Annotated in this window: 25 protein-coding genes; 19 read left to right on the forward strand and 6 right to left on the reverse strand. The window is 55.3% G+C overall.

The genetic code is table 11. The features are described 5' to 3' along the window. Positions 1-46: 46 nt before the first annotated feature. On the forward strand, positions 47-739 hold the full coding sequence (locus ACFFK0_RS18605; RefSeq protein ID WP_377471815.1) for a TetR/AcrR family transcriptional regulator: 693 nt from the start codon (positions 47-49) through the stop codon (positions 737-739). Here ACFFK0_RS18605 and ACFFK0_RS18610 read toward each other — a convergent pair. Next, a complete protein-coding gene (locus ACFFK0_RS18610; protein ID WP_377471816.1) occupies positions 720-1,124 on the reverse strand; it encodes a secondary thiamine-phosphate synthase enzyme YjbQ in 405 nt (134 codons plus the stop codon). The genes ACFFK0_RS18605 and ACFFK0_RS18610 overlap by 20 nt on opposite strands. Before the next feature lie 94 nt (positions 1,125-1,218). Between ACFFK0_RS18610 and ACFFK0_RS18615 the strand changes: the two genes are divergently transcribed. Both ACFFK0_RS18615 and ACFFK0_RS18620 read left to right on the forward strand, forming a co-directional pair. Further along, positions 1,219-1,443, forward strand: a complete 225-nt coding sequence (locus ACFFK0_RS18615; RefSeq protein WP_377471817.1) for a DUF1128 domain-containing protein — start codon at positions 1,219-1,221, stop codon at positions 1,441-1,443. 307 nt (positions 1,444-1,750) lie between these two features. Further along, a complete protein-coding gene (locus ACFFK0_RS18620; protein ID WP_377471818.1) occupies positions 1,751-1,939 on the forward strand; it encodes a Spo0E family sporulation regulatory protein-aspartic acid phosphatase in 189 nt (62 codons plus the stop codon). A 610-nt stretch (positions 1,940-2,549) separates the two neighbouring features. Here the strand turns inward: ACFFK0_RS18620 and ACFFK0_RS18625 are convergent. Then, complete coding sequence (locus tag ACFFK0_RS18625; RefSeq protein ID WP_377471819.1) at positions 2,550-3,731, reverse strand: helix-turn-helix domain-containing protein; 1,182 nt, start codon at positions 3,729-3,731, stop codon at positions 2,550-2,552. A gap of 335 nt (positions 3,732-4,066) precedes the next feature. Here ACFFK0_RS18625 and ACFFK0_RS18630 point away from each other — a divergent pair, with 335 nt between their 5' ends. From ACFFK0_RS18630 to ACFFK0_RS18660, 7 genes are all read left to right on the forward strand, one after another. Further along, positions 4,067-5,779, forward strand: a complete 1,713-nt coding sequence (locus tag ACFFK0_RS18630) for a fumarate reductase/succinate dehydrogenase flavoprotein subunit (RefSeq protein WP_377471820.1) — start codon at positions 4,067-4,069, stop codon at positions 5,777-5,779. Beyond that, positions 5,760-5,996: a 4Fe-4S dicluster domain-containing protein gene (locus ACFFK0_RS18635; RefSeq protein ID WP_377471821.1), complete on the forward strand. Its 237-nt coding sequence runs from the start codon at positions 5,760-5,762 to the stop codon at positions 5,994-5,996. The genes ACFFK0_RS18630 and ACFFK0_RS18635 overlap by 20 nt, the downstream gene beginning before the upstream one ends. Positions 5,997-6,012: 16 nt before the next feature. After that, entirely contained in the window at positions 6,013-7,146 is a 1,134-nt protein-coding gene (locus tag ACFFK0_RS18640; RefSeq protein ID WP_377471822.1) for an ABC transporter substrate-binding protein, read from the forward strand. 1 nt (position 7,147) lies between these two features. Then, the gene (locus tag ACFFK0_RS18645; protein WP_377471823.1) at positions 7,148-7,933 is read left to right on the forward strand and encodes an ABC transporter permease; all 786 of its coding nucleotides are present in this window, start codon (positions 7,148-7,150) and stop codon (positions 7,931-7,933) included. 30 nt (positions 7,934-7,963) lie between these two features. Beyond that, positions 7,964-8,803, forward strand: coding sequence for an ABC transporter ATP-binding protein (locus ACFFK0_RS18650; protein WP_377471824.1), 840 nt, complete (start codon positions 7,964-7,966; stop codon positions 8,801-8,803). Positions 8,804-9,015: 212 nt separating this feature from the next. Next, complete coding sequence (locus tag ACFFK0_RS18655; RefSeq protein ID WP_377471826.1) at positions 9,016-10,119, forward strand: WD40/YVTN/BNR-like repeat-containing protein; 1,104 nt, start codon at positions 9,016-9,018, stop codon at positions 10,117-10,119. 10 nt (positions 10,120-10,129) lie between these two features. Further along, entirely contained in the window at positions 10,130-10,408 is a 279-nt protein-coding gene (locus ACFFK0_RS18660; RefSeq protein WP_377471827.1) for a MoaD/ThiS family protein, read from the forward strand. 70 nt (positions 10,409-10,478) lie between these two features. On the opposite strand, the gene ACFFK0_RS18665 is transcribed toward ACFFK0_RS18660, so the two are convergent. Further along, complete coding sequence (locus ACFFK0_RS18665; RefSeq protein ID WP_377471828.1) at positions 10,479-11,198, reverse strand: ThuA domain-containing protein; 720 nt, start codon at positions 11,196-11,198, stop codon at positions 10,479-10,481. A 151-nt stretch (positions 11,199-11,349) separates the two neighbouring features. On the opposite strand from ACFFK0_RS18665, the gene ACFFK0_RS18670 reads away from it, so the two are divergent. Both ACFFK0_RS18670 and ACFFK0_RS18675 read left to right on the forward strand, forming a co-directional pair. Continuing rightward, on the forward strand, positions 11,350-12,318 hold the full coding sequence (locus ACFFK0_RS18670) for a helix-turn-helix domain-containing protein (RefSeq protein WP_377471829.1): 969 nt from the start codon (positions 11,350-11,352) through the stop codon (positions 12,316-12,318). Positions 12,319-12,405: 87 nt separating this feature from the next. Beyond that, positions 12,406-13,122, forward strand: a complete 717-nt coding sequence (locus ACFFK0_RS18675; protein ID WP_377471830.1) for a stalk domain-containing protein — start codon at positions 12,406-12,408, stop codon at positions 13,120-13,122. A 65-nt stretch (positions 13,123-13,187) separates the two neighbouring features. Here the strand turns inward: ACFFK0_RS18675 and greA are convergent, their stop codons facing one another. Then, positions 13,188-13,658, reverse strand: a complete 471-nt coding sequence (greA, locus tag ACFFK0_RS18680; protein ID WP_377471831.1) for a transcription elongation factor GreA — start codon at positions 13,656-13,658, stop codon at positions 13,188-13,190. 219 nt (positions 13,659-13,877) lie between these two features. Here greA and corA point away from each other — a divergent pair, with 219 nt between their 5' ends. Next, positions 13,878-14,831, forward strand: a complete 954-nt coding sequence (gene corA / locus ACFFK0_RS18685; protein WP_377471832.1) for a magnesium/cobalt transporter CorA — start codon at positions 13,878-13,880, stop codon at positions 14,829-14,831. Positions 14,832-15,035: 204 nt separating this feature from the next. On the opposite strand, the gene ACFFK0_RS18690 is transcribed toward corA, so the two are convergent. Further along, positions 15,036-16,046 carry a DUF3231 family protein gene (locus ACFFK0_RS18690; protein WP_377471833.1) on the reverse strand — a complete coding sequence of 337 codons (1,011 nt, stop codon included), beginning with the start codon at positions 16,044-16,046 and terminating at the stop codon, positions 15,036-15,038. Positions 16,047-16,255: 209 nt separating this feature from the next. On the opposite strand from ACFFK0_RS18690, the gene ACFFK0_RS18695 reads away from it, so the two are divergent. The 6 genes from ACFFK0_RS18695 to ACFFK0_RS18720 all read left to right on the forward strand — a co-directional run bounded on the left by ACFFK0_RS18695 (position 16,256) and on the right by ACFFK0_RS18720 (position 24,495). Beyond that, a complete protein-coding gene (locus ACFFK0_RS18695; RefSeq protein WP_377471834.1) occupies positions 16,256-17,824 on the forward strand; it encodes a response regulator in 1,569 nt (522 codons plus the stop codon). Between the two features lie 18 nt (positions 17,825-17,842). Continuing rightward, positions 17,843-19,573, forward strand: coding sequence for a sensor histidine kinase (locus tag ACFFK0_RS18700; protein WP_377471835.1), 1,731 nt, complete (start codon positions 17,843-17,845; stop codon positions 19,571-19,573). A gap of 157 nt (positions 19,574-19,730) precedes the next feature. After that, the gene (locus ACFFK0_RS18705; RefSeq protein WP_377471836.1) at positions 19,731-21,416 is read left to right on the forward strand and encodes an ABC transporter substrate-binding protein; all 1,686 of its coding nucleotides are present in this window, start codon (positions 19,731-19,733) and stop codon (positions 21,414-21,416) included. An 81-nt stretch (positions 21,417-21,497) separates the two neighbouring features. After that, positions 21,498-22,469, forward strand: a complete 972-nt coding sequence (locus ACFFK0_RS18710; protein WP_377471837.1) for an ABC transporter permease — start codon at positions 21,498-21,500, stop codon at positions 22,467-22,469. Between the two features lie 12 nt (positions 22,470-22,481). After that, positions 22,482-23,411: a carbohydrate ABC transporter permease gene (locus tag ACFFK0_RS18715; protein WP_377471838.1), complete on the forward strand. Its 930-nt coding sequence runs from the start codon at positions 22,482-22,484 to the stop codon at positions 23,409-23,411. A gap of 61 nt (positions 23,412-23,472) precedes the next feature. Then, a complete protein-coding gene (locus ACFFK0_RS18720; protein WP_377471839.1) occupies positions 23,473-24,495 on the forward strand; it encodes an endo-1,4-beta-xylanase in 1,023 nt (340 codons plus the stop codon). A 199-nt stretch (positions 24,496-24,694) separates the two neighbouring features. Here ACFFK0_RS18720 and ACFFK0_RS18725 read toward each other — a convergent pair whose 3' ends face one another. Then, positions 24,695-25,189, reverse strand: coding sequence for a hypothetical protein (locus ACFFK0_RS18725; RefSeq protein WP_377471840.1), 495 nt, complete (start codon positions 25,187-25,189; stop codon positions 24,695-24,697). Between the last annotated feature and the right edge of the window lie 17 nt (positions 25,190-25,206).

A 25,206-nucleotide genomic window follows, 5' to 3' on the forward strand; every position in this document is an offset into this window, starting at 1 on the left:
CGCAACAAATAATTTCATATCGAGTGGAGCAAAGCGAGGGATTTCCATGGCGAGGAAAGCGGTCGCTCAGGAGTTAAGCCGTGAGCGTATCTTGGAGGAAGCCAGAGGTTTGTTTGCCACCCACGGCTATCGCGCTTTAACGATGCGAAGCATCGCAAAGTCAATGGGTTACAGCCATGGTGCGTTATATTATCATTTCAAGGAGAAGGCGGAGCTGTTCTACGCCTTGATTCGCGACGATTTCAGCACGCTGCTGCGCCGTCAGCAGGAGCTGATGAGCACGTACGCGCAGCCCAGCATCGTGCTGCTGCAGAACTGGATGCTGGAGTTCATCCGGTTCGGTCTCGATAATCCGAATCATTACGAAATTATGTTCATGATCAATGACTCGGAAATTATGACCTACTCCCGTTCCGAGCAGGCGCAATGTCTGGAGCTGTTCTCCGAGGTCGTGCGCGATGTGGTCAGCAGCTACAACGATAATTCGGAGATCAGCTACACACTGCCGTGGACGCTGTTCATGTCGCTGCACGGCTTCATCTCGTATTCGATTCACTATAAGCAGTCGTTTGCCGAAGTGGAGAAGATGGCGGAGGATCACGTCCATTTCCTTTGCCGGAACTTGAAGGCGTCGGCGACGGGCGGCCGCGGCCGCCGGAGCGAGCCGGCGGAAGCCGCCGCCGGTGCCGAGTTCGGGATGGAGAAATCCGGCCTGAAGCCTACCCGTGAAACAGCTTAACGTGTACGGTGCGGCGCCGCGGCCCGTCGAATTCGCAGAAGTAGATGCCCTGCCACGTGCCGAGCACGAGCCGGCCGTTCTCGATGAGCACCGTCTGTGAGGTTCCGGTCGTGATCGCCTTCAGGTGAGCGGCGGTGTTGCCTTCGCTGTGGCGATCGAGCGGATGGCGCCACGGGTACGTTTCGTCCAGGCGCCGAAGCACATCGCGCTTCACATCGGGATCTGCATTTTCGTTAATGGCGATTCCGGCTGTCGTATGCGGGCAGTAGACGATAGCGAAGCCCTCCTGGATGGGGTGCTTCATAAGAATTTCGGTGACGTAACGGGTAATGTCGACGATTTCGTCGCGTTGGGATGTTGTAAGGTGGAACGTATGCAGGGTCATCGCAGCTTAAGCCTCCTTGACTCGGTAGTCGCACTTCTCTATGCTAAGTATACACGAGCTTGCGGGTGCTTGCCCGAGAGAGGAAGCGGTACTGATGGATTTGAATGTATGGTCGGAAGAGAATGTGGAGTTTATGTTCGAGGAGATCAAGAAGAAGCTGCGTATGGCGACAGGGGGCTCGATCAAGGGGACGAACTTCGATCCGGCGCTGTACGAGGATTTGAAAGACTTGTACGACATGGTCGCCTCCAAATCAACGTTCTCGATCAGCGAGATTGATGCGATAACGTCGGAGCTCGGCAAGCTTCGCAAAGCATAAGGCGTTCCAGTTACCGGCCCGCCTGCACGCACGCGCACCCCGTGCGCGAGGATGGAGCAGGGGGCCGTTTTGCATGCGGCGAATCGACGGTCGCTGACAAAATAATAGGTTGGTTGATGCGACAAAATTTACGGAACCAACGAAAGGCTGCGATTGACGGTGCGCTGTAAGGCTTGCTCTTTGCGGCTGTTTGGAATGTTAGACCAAAGATGTGAATTTTGTGTGTAGGACAAATTTCAACAGGATATGCTCGAATCTTATAGTAAACTAGTTTCTGTGGTATTGATCAAGGAGGCTAGTAGTGAAAATGAGTGAGCAAGCGTTGGATGATGAGCTGGAGCGGCTGAGGTCGCAATTGGTTGCTCTCGTGTCGGAAGCCGGAGGGTTTGCCGGACTGCAGGTGCTTCAGGCAAGCTGCCTGCTGGACGAGCAAATTATGGCGTATTATAGAGCGAATAGTAAGAAGGCGGCTGTGCCGGGAGCGAAAATCGCGTAGGCGACGAATCGCGAGTTGAACGATATGCAGCGCTGCTCCCGATAGGATATGTAATGCGTTAGTTTGTGAATCGGTTACTTGATCGGGAAGGTGCATTCGGGCTTGCTGCCGATGTCGGATATCGCAAGATGGCAGCTTTGCAAGGTGAAAACGCGTGTGACGCTTAGGCGTTACACGCTTATTTTTTTTCCCGCGGAGAGGCCAGGCGCGTTTTGCGGCTGGCTGCTGGTTGTTGGTTGTTTATTGCTTGATGCCGGTTGCTGATGCCGGTTGCTGATGCTGGTTTCTGATTGCGGTTGCTGATGCTGGTTGCTGATTGCTGATGCTTGTTGCTGATTGCTCATTGCCGATTGCCGGGTTACGGATTACTGATTGCCGGTTGCCGGTGGGGGCGGTCGACGTACACGGGTGAATAGCGGATTTTCAAGTCTCTATTCTGCTGCCCGGCTTGCACTCTTTGCGGATAGCGGTTTGAGACGGCGTTATTTGGCCCAATCAGCTGGAAGATCGCAGAAAACCTGCGGATAACGACCTGAAAATCCGTTATTAGTAAGATACCAATGAAAGTGGATCAAATAACGCCCCGAAAGTCGCTTATGGAAACCCGCAGCTAATACAGCTCCTCCACCGCCCACCCCCCTCGGATCGGCGAGTTCGGTACTTGCGGTAAGCGCAGCTGCTCCAAAGCCATTTGCAAATAATCGGCTTGTGTGCAGATGCTTCCGTCCTCCCGCGCCGCCTCGGCAGGCACGTCAAGCCTGCTGAGCGTTTCGAGGTCGCGCTCGTAGACGGCGGAATCCCACCGGACCTGTGACAGCACCTTCCATACGACAATCTCCGGAATGCCGGTGGAGTGACGGATCAGCTTCACCACCTGCGGCAGCTGGGTACGCATCATCTGGTGGGCCCGAAGGTGCGCTTTCAAATATGCGACGACGATATCGGGATGCGCCGCCGCCCACTCGCGGCTCGCGATAAGGCCGGTCAAATAGTCGTCGCCCATTCCCTCCTCGAAGAGCAGGCGGGCGCCTCCCGTGTAGCCGAGCAAGCTCAAGTAGGGCTCCCACATGACGCCGGCACCGACGGACCGCTCTACAATGCGGTTCATATTGTCGCCCATGTTGCCATGAATGATCTTGGCGTCATCGCCGCCGATTTCCGTGAGCAGGCGCTTAAGCCGAAGGCTGGCGCTGGAGTGGGCGACCGTGCAAATGGTTTCGCCGCTCAAGTCGTGCGGTGTGGAGACCGGACTGCCGGCCGGAACGGCAATGGAAATGCCTTTGCCCTGCGGAGTTTTGCCGTCGAAGGCGAGCAGCACGGACTGAAACGACGGCAAGAGCCGGCTGAGTGTGTTGCTGATCTTGATCGGATAGTCGCCCAAGGAAGCGATATGGAGCTTGCCCATAATCATACCCTCGAGCAGCTCCAGACCGCTGACTCCGTTGTACCAATCGATCTCCAGCAGGTGCTTCGGATAATAGCGCTTCAGCTCTTCCTCGAAGAAGCCGGTTTCCTTGATCAGCAGCGAGCTCCACATGTGCGCAGTGCCGCTCTGGTAGCCGATAGCCAGCTTCAGTACCCGGCGCTCCTTCCTGCCGTCGGCATCGCGATGATCCGCCGCATAGCTGCGAATCCACTTCTGAAGCTCTTCGGGGTCGATGAAAACTTCCTTGCCGATCTTGATAAAAGGAAGCTGCTTGGTCAGCCGCCAGCGATCGATCGTGGAGCGGCTGATACCGAATATATCCATAGCTTCCTGCAGCGTGATCAGGCGCATTTCCTTCGACGACACTCCGGCTCCCTCCTGAAATCCGTTAATACCAAGTGAATTAATTGGAAATAAACTATTAAGCCCATTGTAAACGAAACAGTTTCCGCGGGCAACTACATTTTTACATGAAGTATGTAAAAATATGGCTGTAATCCTCATTGCTCTTCATTCGTCCTCAGTACCGCTCAAGTCATTGACGGTCAAGTTGGGCGAATGATACGATGCAGCAAGATGAAAAGCACAGTATCGGAGTCGGAATTAATTCTCCTTTTGTCGACTGGACCTCCAGAGACACGGTTGCCCGAACGGGCGTGCTGTGTCTTTTCTTATCTCATGAAGGAGGTTGTCGACAAGCGATGCAAACGAGACATTATGAGGCGGACGTCGTCATCGTCGGCGGAGGTACGGCCGGAACGATGGCGGCCATTAAAGCGAAAGCGGCGAATCCGAGCCTGCAGGTGCTCGTGCTGGATAAGGCGGACATCCGCCGCAGCGGCGCGATCAGCATGGGCATGGACGGCTTGAATAACGCGGTTATACCGGGCAAAGCGACGCCCGAGGAGTATACGCTCGAGATTACCGCCTCCAACGACGGCATCGTCGATCAGCGGGCGGTGTTCCGCCAAGCGTCGGAATGCTACGACATCGTCAAAGAGCTCGATTCGTGGGGCGTCGATTTCGAGAAAGATGCTGAGGGCAACTACGAGGTATACCGCGTGCACCGCAACGGCAAGTACGTGCTGCCGATGCCGAAGGCGAGCGACCTGAAGCTGATTTTGGCCAAGAAGGTCAAGCAGATGCGCTGCAAAGTCGTGAACCGGGTCATGGCGACCCGGCTGCTTACGAGCGGCAACCAAGTGACCGGCGTGATCGGCTACGACGTGCAGAGCGGCGAGCTGGTCGTCGTCAAGGCGAAGGCTGTCGTGCTTACCGCAGGAGCCGCCGGCCGCATGGGACTGACCGATTCCGGCTACCTGTACAGCACATACGAGAATCCGACGAATTCCGGCGAAGGCTACGCCATGGCGTACCACGCAGGCGCCGAGCTTACCGGCATCGAGTGCTATCAGATTAACCCGACGATGAAGGATTACAACGGTCCCGCCTGCGCGTATGTAGCCGGACCGTTCGGCGGCTATACCGCGAACGCCAAGGGCGAACGCGTCACCGGCTGCGATTACTGGAGCGGCGAGCTCATCATGAACATGTGGAAGATGGCGAACAAGGGCGAGTGGCCGCTGTTCCTGAAGCTGACGCACCTCGACGACGAGACGATTTCCAAGATCGAATCGATCCTGCATTATAACGAGCGCCCGAGCCGGGAACGGTTCCACGCCGGACGCGGCAAGGACTACCGCTCGGATATGGTGGAGCTGCATTTCTCCGAGCTCGGACTTTGCAGCGGGCACAGCGCCTCCGGCGTTCTGGTCAATCACGAGGCGGAGACGTCGGTGGCGGGACTGTATGCGGCGGGAGATATGGCGTGTGTACCGCACCAGTATTTGTTAGGGGCATTAACCTTCGGCAAAATCGCGGGTACGAACGCGGCACAATTCGCTGCGACCCAGACGTTCGTCGAGCCGGATCCGGCGCAAATCGAAGCGGAGGCGGAGCGGATAAGCCGCATTGCCGCCAATCCGGACGGCGTGCCGCACCAGCAGGTGGAGTACAAAATCCGCCGCATCGTAACGCAGTATCTCATGCCGCCGAAGACGATTACGAAGATGGATATTGCATTGGAGAAAATGGACCATTTTCGCAAGGTGGATTTGCAGCTGCTCGGGGCGCGCGACCCGCATGAGATCGGCCGGGCGCTGGAGGTACACAGCATCGTCGACTGTGCGGAGATGATGGCGAAGGCGTCTCTCTTCCGCAAGGAGAGCCGGTGGGGCTTCTATCATTATTTCCTCGATTATCCGGAACGGGACGATGCCAATTGGCTGAAGCGGGTCATTATCCGCAAAGGCAGCGACGGCCGGAGCGAGCTGTATACAAAGGAGCTTCCGCCATACATTTTGCAACCGAATGAACATAAAGGGGAGACGGCACATGAGCAATCAGTCGGCTAATCTGATCAGCCAGCGGGTCGAAGCGAGCGTCATTATCGACCGGGACAAATGCATCGGCTGCGATATTTGCGTCCAAGTATGCCCGATGGGCATCCTCGCGCTCGACAAGGACGGCAAGGCGTATATGAAATACGACGAATGCTGGTACTGCACGCCGTGCCAGACGGACTGTCCGGTCGACGCGGTGCGCGTCAACATTCCGTATTTGGTCAGATAAACAGGGGGTGCGGAGCATGAAGCTTAGCGGATTGCGCGGTGCCGGCGCCGCAGCGGGACTTGCGGCGCTGCTGCTCCTGCAGGCATGCGGAGGAGGCGGCGGCTCTGCAGCCGGAGCGCCGGCCGGAAGTGCGGCAGCGGCGTCGGGAGGCGGCGCGGAGCCGGTAACGATTACGATCGGTTACCAGTCCCCTACGGCCCAGACGTGGGGAGCGCTGATCATCAAGAACCGGAAGCTGTACGAGAAGCATCTGAAGGAGCAGGTTCCGAACAAGAGCTACCAAGTAGAGTGGTTCGACGCCCCTGCCGGTTCGGTCCTGAACAATAACATGGCCGGCGGCAAAATCCAAATCTCGTTCCTCGGCGATATGCCGTCGCTGCTGAACGGCGTGCTCGGCATTACCCAGTCGAACTACCATTCCGTGTTCCTCGCTTTTGACGGGAAGGGAGAGCTGGGCCGCAATCAGGCGATTCTCGTACCGAAGGACAGCGATATCAAGTCGGTCGCGGACCTCAAGGGGAAGACCGTGTCGACGCCGATCGGCAGCTCCTCGCACCGGATGCTGCTGGAGTCGCTGCGCCGGGTGAACCTCGTCGATCAGGTGACGATTGTCGATCAGTCCGTAACGGTCGGGATGCAGAGCGTGGAGCAGGGGAAAATCAGCGCCCACTCGACGTGGGAGCCTTATCCGAGCCTGATGCAGGTCAAGGGCATCGGACGCGTGCTGCAGTTCGGGGAAGAGACGAAGATCGATTATTTGGCGGGAGTCGTCGCCAATCTCGACTGGGCGAAGAATAACAAGCCGGAGGCGATCGCTTTCCTGCGCGCGCTGAATGAAGCTCATGAGTTCATTCGGAGCAACCCGGAAGAGGCGGCCCGAATTTTCGAGGAAGAAAGCAAATTTCCCGCCGAGGTATGCCGCAAAATGGTGGAAAACATCCGGTTCGACGCCGCGATTTATCAAAAGGATCTGAATACGCTTAGCGGCAGTATCGAGTTTCTGTCGAGCATCGGCAAGCTGCAGAAGAAGCTCGAGCTGAAGTCGTTCGTCGATGATGCCTATCTCCGCGATGCCGTGGAAGCCGTAAATAAGACGTATTTGACCGACGCCGAGCTGCAGGGAGAATGGATTAAAGGAAAGGTTTATTGAGATGGAAAAGCTGCGTAAAGGGATCCGGCGACGGTCGGTCGCATCTACGCTCGTGCGCATAGCGTCGGTAATCGTGTTTCTGCTGCTGTGGGAGGCGGCGGTTAGGGCCAATGTGCGCTGGCCGCTGCAGTTCGGCAACTTGCCGGGGCCGATCGATATCGTATCGACCTGGTGGTCGTACTTGGGGCGGAAGCAATACTATATGGATATCGGAATCAGTACGGCCAGAGTGCTGACGGGCATCGTGCTCGGCTTCTTGACGGCGGTGCCGCTCGGGCTCTGGATCGGTCTGAAGGGCGCAGCGCGGGACGCACTGTTTCCAAGCCTTGAGCTGTTCCGGCCGATTCCGCTGATCGCGTTCCTGCCGGTGACGATGCTGTTATTTCCGACTATAGAGAGCAGCATTATTTTCATCACGTTCATTGGAGCGTTCTTCCCGATTCTGATCAATGCGAAGGATGCGGCCGGCAGGGTGTCGCCCGTGCTCGTTCAGGCGGCGCAATGTCTCGGCTGCGGTCCGGTTCGCGCAATATGGAAGGTGTATTTGCCGGCGATGTCGCCGGAATTGTTTACGGGGCTGGCGGTCGGCACCGGCGCTTCGTGGATGGGCGTCATTACGGGCGAGATGATGTCCGGGCAGACGGGGATCGGCTATACAACGTGGCAGGCGTATCATTTGCTCGATTACCGGCAGTCGATCATCGGCATGTTCACGATCGGGGCGCTCGGCTTCGGATCATCGGTGCTGGTTCGCAGCGGCGAACGGCTGCTCGTACGGTGGAAATGAACTTGGGTCGGAAGGAAGGGGAGATGTCCGTTGCATGTCGAGTTGCAGGGAGTATCGAAACAATATCGGACGGGGGACGACCGCGAGGTCCGGGCGCTGGACAACGTATCGCTGCATATCGGGGAAGCGGAATTCGTCTGTCTGCTCGGACCGTCGGGCTGCGGCAAGAGCACATTGCTGAAGCTCATGGCGGGGATCGAGCGGCCTTCGGCGGGCTCGGTGCGGTTCGCTGGCAAGCCGGTTAACGGCGCATCGACGGAGCGGGGCTACGTGTTTCAGGAATATGCCCTCTTTCCTTGGCTTACGGTGGATGGCAACATCCGGTTTGGGCTTGAGCTCAAAGGAATAAGCCGGAAGCGGCAGCAGGAGGCGGTTGAGCGTTATTTGGAGCTGCTTGGGCTTAAGCAGGCAGCCCGGCTGTACCCGAAGGAGCTGTCGGGCGGGATGAGCCAGCGGGTAGCGATCGCCCGGGCGCTCATTCTGCAGCCCAAGCTGCTGCTCATGGATGAGCCGTTCGCCGCGCTCGACGCCATTCTCCGCCGCAAGCTGCAGGAAGAGGTCGCACGACTGTGGCGCCAGGAAAATATTACGTTCGTACTCGTCACCCACGATGTCGAAGAGGCGATTTACTTGGCCGACCGGATCATCGTCATGTCGCCGGGGCCGGGACGGATTAAGGAGGAGGTTGCCGTGCGGCTGCCGCGTCCCCGCGTGCGGACCGAAGCCGGCTTCGTGGCGCTGCGCAACAGGCTGCTCGAGCTGCTGCACGACGGGGAGGATGCCGCCGATTTGGGCCAGTCTGAGGCGAACGGTTCTCTGCGGCCCGGCGAAGCGTCCGAGCAGCATGCCGCCGAGGCATTTCTCGCTTAAGGAAACAGACCGATTCAATTTCAAATACCGCTCACGAAAATGCTCTCTATGGGGGCATTTTTCTGCTTCTTAGGGCACGTGCAGGGAGAATAAACGGCAGTGTATGAAATTGGGCTGAAATTGCGAACCGAGGCAGGAATCCGCTTCCGTTTTGTGGAAATAGAAGGGAAACCTCTAGATTGGGCTGCATGTAAAGAAATGGAGGCGATCATTTGAGCAAGCGTATTCATTTGCTGGTCGGCACGAGTAAAGGCGTATTCATGTACGTGTCGGATGAAGAGAGACGGCAGTGGAGTCTCAAGGGGCCGTTCTTGAACGGCTGGGAGGCTTACAGCGTTATGGGCGACAGCCGCGGCGGCACCCATCGCATGTTTGCGGGAACGTCGCATGCGGCGTATGGAGCGACGATTCGCTACAGCGACGACTTCGGCGAGACGTGGACACAGGTGGAGGAAGGTCCCCGCTATGCTCCGGAGACCGGATTTTCGCTGAATCGCATCTGGCAGCTTATGCCCGGAGCGCCGTCGCAGCCGGATACGATCTATGCGGGTGCCGAGGAAGCCGGGCTGTTCGTCAGCCGCGACCGGGGCGCGACATGGCGGGAGCTGGATGCGCTTACGAAGCATCCGAGCCGCCCGAATTGGTTCGGCGGAGCAGGCGGCTTGTGCTTGCATACAATTATCGTCGACCCTCATAACGAGAAGCGGATCTGGGTGGCGATGTCGGCGGTCGGCGTGTTCCGTACGGAAGACGGCGGAGAGACGTGGCAGACTTGCAACACCGGGCTGAACCGGGCGGCAACGGGCCAGCAGGACGACTCGATCGGTTATTGTATCCATAAGATGGTCATTTCGCCCACGGATCCGAATACGCTCTACATGCAGGAGCATAGCGGCGTATTTATGTCGACCGATGCCGGCGATACCTGGACGCCGATCGAAGAGGGGCTGACGCTGCACGGCGATGACCGTCCGTTCGGGTTCCCGATCGCGATTGCGCCGAACGGCGATTTGTTCCTCATTCCGCTCGAGAGCAGCGAGAAGAGGTCGATGCTCGGCGGCAAGCTGCTCGTCTGGTCGCGTCGTCCCGGCGATACAAAGTGGGAGCCGATCGGCGACGTTGTGCCGGAGGAGCTGCGCCACGTCAGCGTGCTGCGGGACGCGATGGCGATCGATTCGTTCGAGCCGTATGGCTTGTATTTCGGAACCAGCAGCGGCGAAATATTTTGCTCGCTCGACCGGGGCGTGACCTGGAGCCGCCTGCCCGGACAGCTGTCCCGCATTATGAGCGTGAAGCCGTGGATAGTGGAAGGGTGAAGGCGAAGCGATGCCGACGATCGACTGCAGCGTACCTTCATTGATCAGTGACTGTACAGGCGGGAAGGCGCGCTTTACGATGGAGGCGGATACGCTGGAGCAGGCGATTCAGCGTATGATGGAGCGGTACCCGCTGCTGCGCGTTCACGTGATGACGGAAACCGGCGCCATTCGCAAGCACGTTATGATTTGCTATAACGACGATAATATCGCCTGGCTGGAACGGCTAGACGTACCGGTGTGCGATGGGGACCGACTCGCGGTCGTCCAGCTCGTGTCCGGCGGATAGCCGGCCCGCATAACGAACAACGGCCTGACGGAGCGCCTTTACCGGGCGCCCCGTCAGGCCGGCTGCCTTATTACCCGCCGATCTTCTCCAGCGGCTTATGGTTGCCGTAGTTCGGCCGCTCGCGTGTCGTCGGCGCCGCCCAATTCACGGCGTTGCGGATGACGCGGCGTACCTGCTCGTTGTAATACGTCGGATACGTCTCATGGCCGGGGCGGAAGTAGAAGATTTTTCCTTGGCCGCGGTGGAACGTGCAGCCGCTGCGGAATACTTCGCCGCCTTCGAACCAGGACACCATAATAAGCTCATCCGGCTGCGGGATATCGAAGTGCTCGCCGTACATTTCCTCCTGCGGGAGCTCGATGTATTCGCCGATGCCTTCGGCGATCGGATGGCCCGGGGATACGACCCAGATGCGCTCCTTCTCGTCGGCTTCCCGCCATTTGAGATCGCATGTCGTGCCCATCAGCTTCTTGAACACTTTCGAGAAATGGCCGGAATGCAGCACGATCAGTCCCATGCCCTGAAGCACGCGCTTCTGTACACGCTCTACGATGCTGTCCTGTACGTCGCCGTGAGCTTTATGGCCCCACCAGATCAGCACGTCCGTTTCGTTCAGACGCGCTTCCGTCAAGCCGTGCTCCTCCTCGTCCAGCGTAGCGTAAGCGACCTGCACCCCGGAGCCCAGCCCTTCGCCGATCGCCGTATGTATGCCGTTCGGATAAACGGAGCGTACCTTCTCGCTCTCCTTCTCATGGCGGAATTCGTTCCATACCGTTACTCGCAATGTCATGCCGCAGCCTCCCATTCGTTTTTCTAAAACTCAGTATAGGGGATGGGCAGGGCGCCGAATAGGACGGAACTTGGCAAGTTTATGTTCGATTGTGTCATGGGTATTGGGTGAACAATCCAGTTGTGATATGCTCGAAGCAGAAGGGGGAGTCATGCCCGTGGAGCTGTTGAATGAGAATGTCGTCTACCAGAATCCGCTGCTATATTTGAAAATATGGGAGATCCGCGACGATCATCCTCCCGGCCGCAGTACATCTTCCAAATGGCATTGGCATTATCATAAGGAAGTGGAATTTTTGGTCGTACAGAACGGCGGCATGCTGCTGCAAACGCAAGACGAGCAAATGACGCTCGGCCCCGGTGATGTCGTCCTGCTCGGCTCCTCGCAGCCGCACAGGACAATGAAGGTGTCGGACGGGGAGCTGCGCTACACCGTCTTTCAACTCGATTTGCTGCGGCATTTCGACCAAAGCACGATCGGTTACTTGCCCAGCTTTGCCGAGGTGACGAACCCGCTCTCGGAGCTCAATTATATTTTCCGCGGCGACCCCGAAGCGAATGCAGCGGCTCGGGAGCTCATTCTGGACATTTATGAAGAATCGCAGGCGATGCGGGACGGCTACGAGTTCGCTATCCGCGCCTGCGTGCAGCGGATGCTGCTGCTGCTCGTCCGCCGCGATACGAGAGCGAAGCTGCAGCGTGCCCGGAATGCCGATGTCGCCCGGCTTCGGCCTGTACTCGATTATGTCGAGAGCCGGCTGAACGAGCACATCGCGGTCGAGGACGTGTGTACGCTGCTCGGCCTCAGCTATCATTATTTTATTAAATACTTTAAGAAAACGATGGGCATGTCGTTCGTCGACTACGTGAACTACAAGCGCATCAAGAAAGCGGAGCGGCTGCTGGTGACCAGCGATGCGACGATTTTCGAGATCGGCTTCGAGGTGGGCATATCGAATATGGCCCAGTTCTACAAGCTGTTCAAGCGTCACAACCGCTGCTCGCCGAAGGAATTCAAACGGCGGATGCTGGATACGGGCGCGGGGCATACGGATCAGGCCGCAAGCTCCGTGACGGGATTAGGCACGGCGCCCCGTTACGAGTCACTGTCCATGTCGTGACCAAGCATAGGTTGTAAGCTCCTTGCCGCTTTTCCTCCCCCGGATACAATTAGTAACAGCTTGACAATCCGGGAGGAGATTACACACATGGGAAATCCATTGAAACGGAAAGGCATCGTCACTGGGGCGCTGGCTGCAGCCTTGTCGCTCAGCTTGTCGTATAATGTACTCGGCGCCGGCACTTTGACGGAGGTCAGAGTGTTTTTGAATACGGGGATTAAGGTCATGCTGAACGGCAAAGCGTTCGAGGCGGTCGATGCGGATACGGGGACCAGGCTCGTACCGATTACGTACAACGGTTCGACGTATTTGCCGATGCGGGCGGTGGCGGAAGCGGCCGGCATGAAGGTGACTTGGGATCCGAACACGGAAACGGCCTATTTGGGGGAAGTCGGAGGAGACATCGCCAAAGGCGAAATCAGCTATATCAAAGCTTCGACGGAATACGTATACAACGCGTCGTTGTACCGGCTCGCCAGCAGAACGCCGGAGGAGCTTAAGACGGCGGACGGTACGGCGTTTGCGTACGGCTACGTAACCGGCGGCAGCCGGTCGGTCAGCATCGAAGTGCTGACGGAATTCAGCTACAGCAAGTTCAAGGCCAGAATTTATGCGGCGGACACATTGACGAAAGACGACCTTCAAGTGAAGGTCGTCGACGAGAACAATGTGACGGTGAAAGAGATGATGGTCAAGAACGGCGCGATCACCGACATCGAGTTTGACGTGAAAGATACGAAATCGCTGCGGATTTACGTCCAGGGCGACCGAAGCATCATCGGCGAGCCGATGCTCGGCAAGTAAGCCGGGCTGCGTACAAAGGATTATGCACTACGGATTGCGCCGATCGTACCGCGCACTGCGGATGGCTACGCTTTGATCTCCAACAGCTTGTATGTGATGACACCCGCAGGTGCGTTGACATGAATTTCGTCACCGACGGACTTGCCCATCAGCGCCGTGCCGATCGGACTTTCGTACGAAATTTTGTTGTTGGAGACATCGGCCTCGGATGGACCGACGACTTGATATTCGATATTCTCATCGAATTCGATGTCATGCACGACGACGTACGAGCCTACCTGTACCGTTGACGTGTCCGCGGATGCCACGACACGCGCTTTCTTAAGCAGGCGCTCGATCGTAAGAATGCGGGTTTCCATAAACGCTTGTTCTTCCTTGGCGGAATGATACTCGCTGTTTTCCTTCAAGTCGCCGTAGGAGATCGCCGTCTTAATCCGCTCGGCGAGCTCCCGGCGGCGCGGGCCTTTCAGCTCTTCCAGCTCCTGCTCCAGCTTCGCCAAGCCCTCAGGGGTTAAAATCACTTCATCGTTCGTCATTCGACATACAGCTCCCATTCCATAATCCATTCTTACTTCGTATTGTACATGATAATCAGGCACAATGCGAAGGGGCTCCAAAGAGCAGGCTGCGGCCTGCTCTCTTTACGTAGTATAGGCACTTCGCTTTGCTTATGATACCGGGTGTCTGCATTTGGAGTAAGGCGTGCGTCAGCTATATAATGAATCAAAACGCCTTCGCGCAAAGGGGACATGGCAGTGCTGCGGATTATGACCGTAACGCAAGACGGGGACGCACACGAACTCGGTAATCTTGAGGAACTATTGAATATGAAGGAGCATCATTGGTTCTGGGTCGACTATAATCAGCCTACCGAAGAAGAAGCGCTGTCGCTGGAGGAGTTTTTCCATTTCCATCCGCTTGCGATCGAGGATTGCTACCACTTGCTGCAGCGGCCGAAGCTGGACCATTACGAGGATGTGCATTTCTTCGTGCTTCACGCTTTGAATCAGCGCAATCTGGCTGCGACAGAGGTCGATATTTTCATCGGGAAGCAGTTTATCGTCACCTTCCACCATGAGGCTCAGCCTGAAGTGGACGACGCCTGGGGGAAAATGCTGGAGCACAAAAAAATGCGGCAGCGAGGACGGCTGTATGCCATGTATCTCGTGGTCGACAAGCTGGTCGATAACTATTTTCCGGCGGTGTACGAGATCGAGGATCAGCTGCTGAACGTTGAGACGGCAGGCAATACGAGAAGCATCTCGGCACTGATGAACCGGGTGTTTGAGATCCGGTCGCGGCTGCTTAAGCTGCGCAAGACGATTGTGCCGATGCGGGAGCTGATGTACCGCATATTGAATACGGACCGGATTGCGGGCCTCAAGGAACAGCATGTGTATTTCACCGATGTGTACGACCATTTGCTGAAGCTGTCCGAGATGATCGATGCCAACCGCGAAATGACGGCGGATATGCGGGACAGCTATATTTCGCTGAATTCGAACCGCATGAATACGATTATGAAGACGCTGACCGTCATTACGACGATATTCATGCCTCTGACGTTTATCGCCGGTATTTACGGGATGAATTTTACTTATATGCCGGAGCTCGAGTGGCATTGGGGGTATTTTGCCGTGCTGGGCGTTATGTTTGTCGTGGGGTTCGGCATGTTCGGATGGTTTCACCGGAAAGGCTGGTTCGATTAGTTGGCCAAGCTGTGCCGCGGCGGTTCCGGAGCGCTCGGGGCACAGCTTGTTTAACATTAAAGAATTTATATCTTTTTGCATTGGATGCGATACTCTTCCGGGTAAACTCATAGAGGACGTCGCGTCGTGTTTACGATTGACGTAGGGCATGGGATGCCTTGCTGCTGCCGGAACATCCGCCGAAACCGTTGGGGAGTTCGTTTGCTATTTTTTTGCCGTTAAAGCTCTCCTGTCCACTGTTCCGGGCGGTTTTTCCATCCAACCATTATTAATCATAAGCTCCGCGCCATCATCAACGTAAGTTTCAATTTCTCCTGTTAATCGGACATATGCGGATGCCAAATCCCTTCGTAACGAAACGGAAAGAGCCGTTCCATAGTTCAAAACTCCTGCCGCATTTAATCCACAAATATGAAACAACATTAATTTATCGGAAAACGGAGCATCCGTTGAATCCAGTACGTCGGCATCCCAGGTCATAGGTGCGGGGAGGTCTTCGTCCTGCAAATATGAGGAGAACACTTCAATTTGCTTGTGCGCTATTTCCTTTCCTCTTAGGAAATACTTCTTTACCTCATCGGACTTTGCCGTTTGTGCAAACTCGCATATCAGAGCTTTACCTAGCGCATTGGTTTGAATATTTGCGAATAAATGGGCAATTTCCATTGCATTGAACGGTCGTTTATCGCCGAAAACTCCGTTTAAGAAACCTTCATGGCGGACGTATTCAACCGATTCCGCGTTTGGTATATAGGGAGGCCGGATATACAAGCCCTTATTCAACATGACATGGGTAACTTTATTATATAGCTCAGCTGTAGAAGCGAGACATTCCGAGAAATAATTCCTAACGTCAGACCGGGCGCTAAGTGCTAATGCTAGGGCGTATAACGCCAAGCCTTGTTTCGCTGTGTCTTTCATATAGCTAAGAAAGAATGTATCCGAGTACAGGCGTCTTGCGTTACTATTAACGTCGTCATCGCCAAATCCATGCGGAATGGGTATGTCTTCATGCGAAAAGATATCGGAAATAACGCGTAAGTGTTGATTGCTTAGATGCAACGAATATTCCAGTAATGGCTTAATTTCAAGATCTTCGACTTTGGCGAGAAAGTATTTAATGACACATCTAGCCATACTATCGCCCATGTATCCGCTCCAAAGATGAGCTATTTCCGCCGAAGTCAAGCGAATATTATGTTCCGTTTGAACCAAGGTCAAGACCTCCCGAGCATTTTCACCTAGCTTTTCCTATCGATCAATTCATATCCAACGGAAGCCCGTTGTTGGCGGCGGCCCGGTACGATTCTGCGCGCAAGTTCTTTAGTTTCCAAAGAAAATGATTAATATTGTTGGATGGGAAATTGGAGGCGTTTTCCAAGCGGATGCTTTATAATGAACATCGATAGGGAGGAGGCCGAGTCGTGTATAAAGTGATGATCGTTGACGATGAAATGTTCGTACGGAAAGGCCTGATGAATTTAATCGACTGGGCCTCGCTCGGGTACGAAATCTGCGCCGAGGCCGAGAACGGGCAAGAGGCGCTGGAGCTCATGGCGCTGTATGAGCCCGACGTCGTCATTACCGATATACGCATGCCGGTGCTGGACGGGTTGAATTTGATTCGCACGGTAACGTCGGAGCGGGGAAAGCAGCCGTTGTTCATGATTATTAGCGGCTATCACGATTTTGCTTATGCCCAGCAGGCGCTTCGCTACGGCGTTCAAGACTATGTGCTCAAGCCGATCGACGAGGAGGAGCTGGCCGGCGCGCTGCGGAAGATGGAGAGCTCGCTGAGCATGAACCAGCTGTCGCGGATTACCGGCGCCAAGCAGCTGACCGGGCCGATTCTGGAAACGCTGATCAAGGGGGAGCTGTCGGATAGCGACGCGCAGCGGCTCGCTGCCGCCATCCGTGCCGAAAGCAACTCCCGATTCGTATATATCGCCGCAGAGCTGCATCCGGCGGATCCGGAGGCGCATCCGCCGGTTTGGACAGCCCAGCAGATGGCGGACGTACTCAGCAATAGCGCCGCGCTCGGAGCCGCCGGGTACCCGATCCCTGTTCATGAACAAGCTCCCGGCCTATTCGGCATTTTGCTGGACATGAGATATGCGGACCGAAGCGCAGACGCATTCTTGCAAGCGCTTCACATGGAGCTGGAGCTCGGCCTGAAAACACCGGTCACCCTATATGCGGGCACCGTGGTGAGCGACATCGGGCAGGTAAAATCATCTTATCAGGCGGCTAACGAGGCGCTGGCCTATAAGTATGCGGAGGACGGAACGAAGGTTATCTTCATCGAGAAGGTGCGCGGGACGCCGCTATACTATTTTGATTTGGACGCCGAGCTGTATACGATGCTGCTGGAACGGCTGGAGGAAGGCGATGAAGAGCAGTATTTGAAGGCGCTCAATTTGATCTTTCTGGAGTTTCGCACCAAGCGGTTTTCCCCTAATGCCGTTTCGGGCTCGATCCTGCGTGCAGTCATCGGCGTTATTAATATTATCCGCGAGATGGAAGGCAGCGAGAAGGAACTCGCGCACGTGGCCTCTTTGATGGATTGGCAAAGCCGGCACGTGCGGCTGCAAAGCCTGAAGCAGCTGCTTGCCGCATTCCTGAAGGAAGCCGACCGGTATATCGCCATCCTGCGGCGGGACAGGTGCAACGGAGGCATCGACAAAATTAAAAAATACATTGAGGCGCATTACATGGAAAATATCAATCTGAAGAGCATCGCCGCCTCATTCTATATGAATCCGGTTTATCTCGGTCAATTATTCCGGAAAACGTATGGCGTGTATTTCAATGAATTTCTGCTCGGCCTTCGCATCGGGGAAGCGAAGAAGCTGCTTCGGCAGACGGATCTTCGCATGTACGAGGTAGCGGAGAAGGTCGGATTTCAGAACGCCGACTACTTCGTCACCCAGTTCGAGAAGCTGGAGCACATGACACCGACGGATTACCGCAACAAGCTGCGCGGCAAATTATAGACGGGTGGCGATCGCCAAATGAACAGGTTCCATCTCAATCATCTGAAGCTGCGGGATAAGCTGCTGCTTATGTATATGCTGTGCGTGCTGATCCCGATCGTTATGACGAACGTCTTCTTCTTGGGTGTCACCACGAACAATATCCGGAGCCAGAAAATACGCGACGCCGACTTTGCGTTCCAGCAATTGCAGCGGGAGTTCCGCGCCGTGATCGACGAGGCGGCCGGCATCTCGTATTTGTTTTATACGGATTCCGTGCTGAACGAGCATCTCGATCATACGTACGTAACCCGAATCGAATATGTGGATGCGTTCAACACTACCGAAATGCGCGGGGTGTTCAACAAATCCGAGCAAGCGTACCGGACGATTCAAGCGGCTGTCGTCTATACGGACAACCCGACGATCCTGGCTTCCGGTTCGATTCAACCGTTGACGGATGCCGTTAAGGAGCAAGGGTGGTACGGCAAGTTTGCGCAGACGAAAGCGTCGTACCCCGTATTGATTCATGACGGCGGCAAGATCAGCATGGTGAAGCGGCTCGATTATTTGCAGGGGGGCAGCTACTCGCATATGATCAAAATCGATTTGAAGATGGATACGATTGCCGAGCTGTTTGCCAACACCGGCTTCGATGGCGACGCCTATGTGCTCGATCCGCAGCGCATGGTCCGATTCACGAACAACAAGTCGGTCGACTGGAAAACAGGCACCGTCGCTTTGGAATCGTTAGCGCTGCCGGACAAATCGATCAGCTTCACCAAGACGTATGAGAACAACAACTATTTAAACGGCTGGAGCCTGTACGGCGTCATGGACGAAAAGGTGATGCTGCAGGACGTCATCAAGTCCCGCTCGTTCGTCATTTATTTGGCATGCATCAACTTCCTGCTGCCCTCGCTCATTATCGCGGCCATATCCCGGTCGATTCACGTCAGGCTCGTTCGCATTCTGAAGCACATGAAGAAAGTGAAGCATCAGAACTTCCTGGCGATCGAGGGTGAGCAGGCCCGGGACGAGATCGGTCAGCTGACCGGCGAATTCAACCGGATGACGGAGCGCATCAACAACCTCATCAACGACGTCTACGTAGCCGATATTCAGAAGAAGGATTTGGAGATCAAGCAAAGGCAAGCTCAGCTTCATGCGCTGCACAGTCAAATCAATCCGCATTTTCTGTTCAACGCGCTGGAGACGATCCGGATGCGCAGCTTGATCAAGGGAGAGACGGAGACGGCGAAGACGATACGCTATATGGCGCAAATTTTCCGCAAATCGATTTCCTGGAGCCGGGATTGGGTTACGGTACGCGAGGAGCTGGAGCTGATTCAATGCTTCCTGGAAATTCAGAAATACCGCTTCGGCGACAAGCTGCAATATCAAATAACTGTCGATGATGCGGCCTATGACGTTATCATTCCAAAAATGTCGCTCGTGCCCTTCGTTGAGAACGCGAGCATTCACGGGATCGAGAGCACGCCGGGCATCGGCTTGATCACAGTGCAAATCGGGTTTGCCGAACAGCGTCTGGTGTTCCGCCTGACCGACAACGGAATCGGCATGGCGCCGGACAAGCTGGCGGAAATTATGGCGTACCTGCAGGCGGACGACGAAATAGGCGACCATGTCGGAATGAAGAACGCTTACTATCGGTTAAAGCTGTGTTACAAGGATGCTTTCGATTTCCATATTCTCAGTGAGGAAGGAAAAGGGACGTCGATCGAGCTGCGCCTCCCGCTGCATGTTTAGTCGATGTTGTGCCCGTTACAGGAAATGATTGCATTTTCCAAATATCCTATGTTTTTCAAAGTACGATCTAAACTTTGAGGGGTCATCAGCTGAAGCGCTGCCCCTTATACTGAAAGTGCTTACAAACAAAGGGCTGTTGAAAGGGGCAATATAATCGATGAGGAAAAAATGGCTTAGCCTCGGCATGGCGGTCGTCGTCACGGCGGCGCTGGTCGGTTGTTCAAACGGCGGTGAGAATGGATCGGGAGCCGGAGCGGCAAGCACGGACGGAAAATCGGCGGCAAGCGCGGACGACAAGACGCCGGTTACGTTCACATACTTCAGGTTTGGCACGGAGAAGGATGTGACCGCCAGCGATACGGTGCTCGGCAAGGAGCTGCAGAAGCAGACCGGCGTCGACTGGAAGATCGAACACGTTGTCGGCGATGCAAAGACGAAATCCGGCGTCATGATCGCAAGCGGCGACTACCCGGACGTCATCGTACCGGAAGGCGAAATCGACAAGCTGTTGGACGCAGGCGCCTTCATTCCGCTTGACGAGCTCATCGAGAAGTACGGCCCGAATATCAAACGCGTCTACGGCCCGTACATGGATAAGTTCAGACAAAAGGACGGCAAGATCTACCATCTCCCGTTCTCGGCGAACCAAGGCTACATCTCCGATCCGAACATCAGCCAGGGCGCGTTCTGGGTGCAGCGCTCCGTGCTGAAGGAGGCCGGATATCCGAAGATTAAGACGCTCGACGAATATTTTGACATGATCAAAGCTTACAAGGAAAAGCATCCGCAGGTCGACGGCAAAGATACGATCGGCTTCGCGATCTTCGCCGGCTCGAAGGATAACTTCTTTACGTTGACCAACCCGACGATGCATCTGGCCGGTTATCCGAACGACGGCGGCGTCATTGTCGATACGAAGACGCTGGAAGCGAAGGTGTACTCGGGTACGGATTTGGAGAAGCGCTGGATCAAGAAGCTGAACGACGTCAACGCGATGGGACTGTTCGATCCGGAGTCGTTCGTCATGAATAAGGACCAGTATTTGGCGAAACTGACGAGCGGCCGGGTGTTAGGCTATTTCGGTTACAACTGGCAGGTAGGCGATGCGACGAACAACCTGAAGAAGGCGGGCATCGACGAGAAGCGCTATGCTCCGCTGCCGATCGTGTTCGATAAGGACATCAAGGATCAATATATCGATCCGCCGTCGTTCGTTAACAACAGGGGCATCGGCATTTCAGTCAAGGCGAAGGATCCGGTTCGGATCATCAAATACTTTGACAATATGCTGACGGAAGAGAACCAAATCATGCTGCAATGGGGCATCAAGGACCAAACGTACAGCGTGGACGCCAAAGGCCGTTACTACATGACCCCGGAGCAAATCAAGCAGCGTAACGATCCGGAGTTTAAGCGCTCGTTCGGTTGGCAGTACTTCGAGTACAGCTGGCCGCGTTACGGCAACAATTCTTTGCTGAAGGACGGCAACTCGTTCGCTGTCGGCAATCAGCCGGAGGTCGCTTATGCGGAGTACACGGAGGGCGATAAGAAAATTCTCGACGCCTACGGCGCGAAGACGTTCTCCGAATATTTTGCGAAGCCGGACGTGCGTCCATGGTACCCGGCATGGAGCATCAATCTGGGCCAGGGCACGCCGGAGCAGCTTTTCGGGCAGAAGTCGCAGGATCTGCAGCTGAAATATTTGCCGAAGCTGATCATGTCGCAGCCGGGCCAATTCGACAGCCTGTGGAACGAATATACGACCGAGTACAAGAAGCTTGACTCCAAAACCTATGAAGCGACCATTACGAAAGTCGTGAAGGAACGCGCAGCAGGTAAGTGACCGTTAATTGAATGAGGGGATGCAGGGAGGCCGGAGCTGCTGAGCACTTCGGCCTTTCGCTTCGGAAAGGAGACTAGAAAAGTGGAGAAAACGTATACCAACCGCGTAGCAGCGGTTCAAACGCCGATTTCCCGGAAAACGGGCGTATCCCTGTTCTTTCGCAAGCTGCTGCAGCAAAAAGTGCTGCTGCTCATGTCCATACCGTTCTTGATCTGGCTGATCATTTTCAAATACATCCCTCTCTGGGGCTGGACGATTGCCTTTCAGAAATACCGGCCGGCGAAGTCGTTCTGGAATCAGGATTGGGTCGGCTGGACGAATTTCAACTTTTTGTTCAGCGACAGCAGCTTCTATCAAGTCCTTCGCAACACGCTGGTTATGAGCTCGATCAAGCTTGTGCTCGGCTTCATAACGGCAATCGCGCTCGCCATTCTGCTGAATGAGCTCAGAAACATGTTGTTCAAGCGCGTCGTGCAGACGATTTCGTACTTGCCGCATTTTATTTCCTGGGTCGTGGCGGCGAGCCTGATTTCCACGGCCTTAGCGCCGGAAGGCATCATCAATATTATTTTGGTGAAGCTGGGGCTCATTAACGGTCCTGTGCTGTGGCTGGGGGAAGGGAAATATTTCTGGGGCATTCTCGGCATGTCCGAGGTGTGGAAGGATGTCGGCTGGAACACGATTGTGTATTTGGCGGCCATTACGACCATCGATCCTGCGCAGTATGAAGCGGCCGAAATGGACGGAGCCAGCAGGCTTCAGCGCATTATGCACATTACGCTTCCCGGTTTGAAGCCGGTTATCGTTATTTTGCTGATTATGAATCTGGGACACATTCTCGAGGCCGGATTCGAGCCGCAGTATTTGCTCGGCAACGGCATGACGGTCGACTATTCCGACAATCTTGATATATTCGTGCTGAAATACGGGATGAATATGGGCAACTACTCGCTCGCGACAGCAGCCGGCATGTTCAAAACGGTAGTCAGCTTTATCTTCCTCATCGCCGCCAATTCCATTGCGAAGAAGCTTGGCGAGAGCAGATTGTTCTAAGGAGGATGACCTATGAGTCATGTGAGCCGGAGCCTGTCCCGCAGCCGGGACTCCAGTGTGCCGGACAAGATTTTCGACGTATGCAACGTCTTGTTCATGCTCTTTCTTGTCGTGGTAACGCTGTATCCGTTCGTCAATATGTTTGCCATGTCGTTCAATGATGCGAACGATTCGATTCGCGGCGGCATTTATTTATGGCCGAGGATGTGGACGCTGGACAACTATCAATACATTTTCAAGGAAGCCGCGATCTATCATGCTACGTTGATTTCGGCGCTGCGCACGCTCATCGGTACGATCGTATCGGTGTTCTGTACGGCGATGCTCGCGTATACGATCAGCCGCCAGGAGTTCGTGCTGCGCAAGTTCGTGACGGTGGCGTTCGTCTTTACGATGTATTTCAGCGGGGGGCTGATTCCCGGCTACTTGCTGATCCGCGAGCTCGGCATGATCAATTCGTTCTGGGTGTACATCATTCCCGGTATTATCGGCGTCTTTAACATGATCGTGATTCGCTCCTTCATCGAGGGGCTGCCGGACGGCTTGATCGAATCGGCCAAAATCGACGGCGCCGGCGAATTTACGACGTTCATGCGGATCGTGCTGCCGCTCACGGTTCCCGCCCTCGCCACCGTATCGCTGTTCGTCGCGGTCGGCCAGTGGAACTCGTGGTTCGACGTATTTCTGTACAACTCCTCGAAGATCGAGCTGAGTACGCTTCAATACGAGCTGATGAAAATCTTGCAGGCCTCCAATACGGCGGCCAACGCCGTAACGGCTGCGGATCAATTCGCAGCGGGGCAGAGCGGCGGGGTTATGGTGACGCCGACGTCGATCCGTGCAACGATGACGATTATTGCGAGCGTGCCGATTATATTGGTGTATCCGTTCCTGCAAAAGTATTTCGTTAAAGGGATGACGGTTGGCGGCGTGAAGGGCTAACCGTCGGAGAAGTTGTACGAAAGTACGTAGCGTGGCTTAGCGGCGCGAGAAGGAGAGTGTGATGAGTTTGGAAACGACGCCATTCAGCGGGAGCATACCCTCCCTCCGGCAGCGGTACCGCGGCTGCTTCGACATCGGGGCGGCGGTGAATCTGACGACGATCGAGTCGTCGCGCGAGCTGCTTGCAGCCCAATTCAACAGCATCACCGCAGAGAACGACATGAAGTTCGAGCGCGTACACCCCGAGGAGGGGGTGTACACGTTCGAGGCGGCGGACCGGCTCGTCCGCTTCGCGGGTGAACACGGCATGAAGGTGCGCGGCCATACACTGGTCTGGCACAACCAGACGCCTGACTGGGTGTTCAGGGCACCCGGGGGCGGACCGGCCGGGCGTGAGCTGCTGCTGGAACGAATGAAGGAGCACATCGATTCGGTTGCAGGACGCTACAAAGGGCGGGTGTACGCCTGGGACGTCGTCAATGAAGCGATTGAAGACAAGAGCGGCGTCTGGCTGCGAAGCTCGCCGTGGCTGGAGCAGATCGGGGAAGATTTTATCGCGAAGGCGTTCGAGTTCGCTCATGCGGCGGACCCTTCGGCCGTGCTGTTCTACAACGACTACAACGAATGCGACCCGGCCAAACGGGACAAAATTATTCGTCTGCTGAGCCGGCTGAAGGAACAGGGCGTGCCGGTTCACGGCATGGGCATGCAGGGGCACTGGAACTTGAACGGTCCGAGCCTTGACGAGATCAGGGCTGCGATTGAAGGGTATGCGGCACTGGGCCATCAGCTGCAAATTACGGAGCTCGATATTTCCGTATTTGACTTCGACGACCGCCGCACCGACTTGAGACAGCCGACGGAGGAGATGCTGGTCCGCCAGGCGGAGCGTTACCAGCGGGTGTTCGCCCTGCTGCGGGAGTATCGGGACGCCGTTACCGCCGTCACCTTCTGGGGCGCGGCCGACGACTATACGTGGCTCGACGATTTCCCGGTCAAGGGCCGCAAGAACTGGCCGTTCGTCTTCGACGAAGGCCATCAGCCGAAGCCGTCGTTCTGGAAGATCGCCGAGTGGAGCGATTAGTTATATCGTGTGGCACCGATGAAGAATATGTAACGCATATTGAATTGCGGTGTTTATGGGAAGAGGAGGGGCGATGGCCGGCGATGACCGGCGTAGGCCCCTCCTTTTCCGTTGTACAAGGGGACACTCATAGGAAAATGCGATATGTATTCCTCTGATCGGCACCGGATTCTATTGCGTTATATAAGCAAAGATACGGTTAGATCGGTAGTTGGCCGGACAGGCAATGCCACTCATTCGTTCCAGCCGAGGTTAATAGTGCTTGAAGCGAATTTTCATCGAATGATTCGTGGCTATTCTCTTGGTTAAGCTTAAACGCTTTTACATATGCCTCGTTCCCCATAGTCCGTACATATAGGAATTCGCGATATTCGGATACTCCATTTTCCACGTATTCCAGTTGGAAATAGAAGACTTCTTTCACTTCTGTGGCAGGAAGTACCCCCAGTTGATAATTTTTCATTGTCGTTTCGAAATCTTGAAGTTTCTCGGGTTCGGAAATAACGGTTATCAGCATAGGTTGAGACTTATCGGGATGCCGGGTTGAATATATATATACGTTTATGGTTTTAACTTTTTCATTGCTTTCGACACCTGGCTGACGGAGTGCCGGCGCCGCTGCATGGGGTTGAACCTTTGCAGTTGAACAGCCGAACAGAAAACCGATTAATAGCATGATAAGCAGTTTGTTCATTGAGTCCTCCGCGTAAA

Origin of the sequence: Paenibacillus chartarius (assembly GCF_042432825.1) — a bacterium.
Lineage (GTDB): Bacteria > Bacillota > Bacilli > Paenibacillales > NBRC-103111 > Gordoniibacillus > Gordoniibacillus chartarius.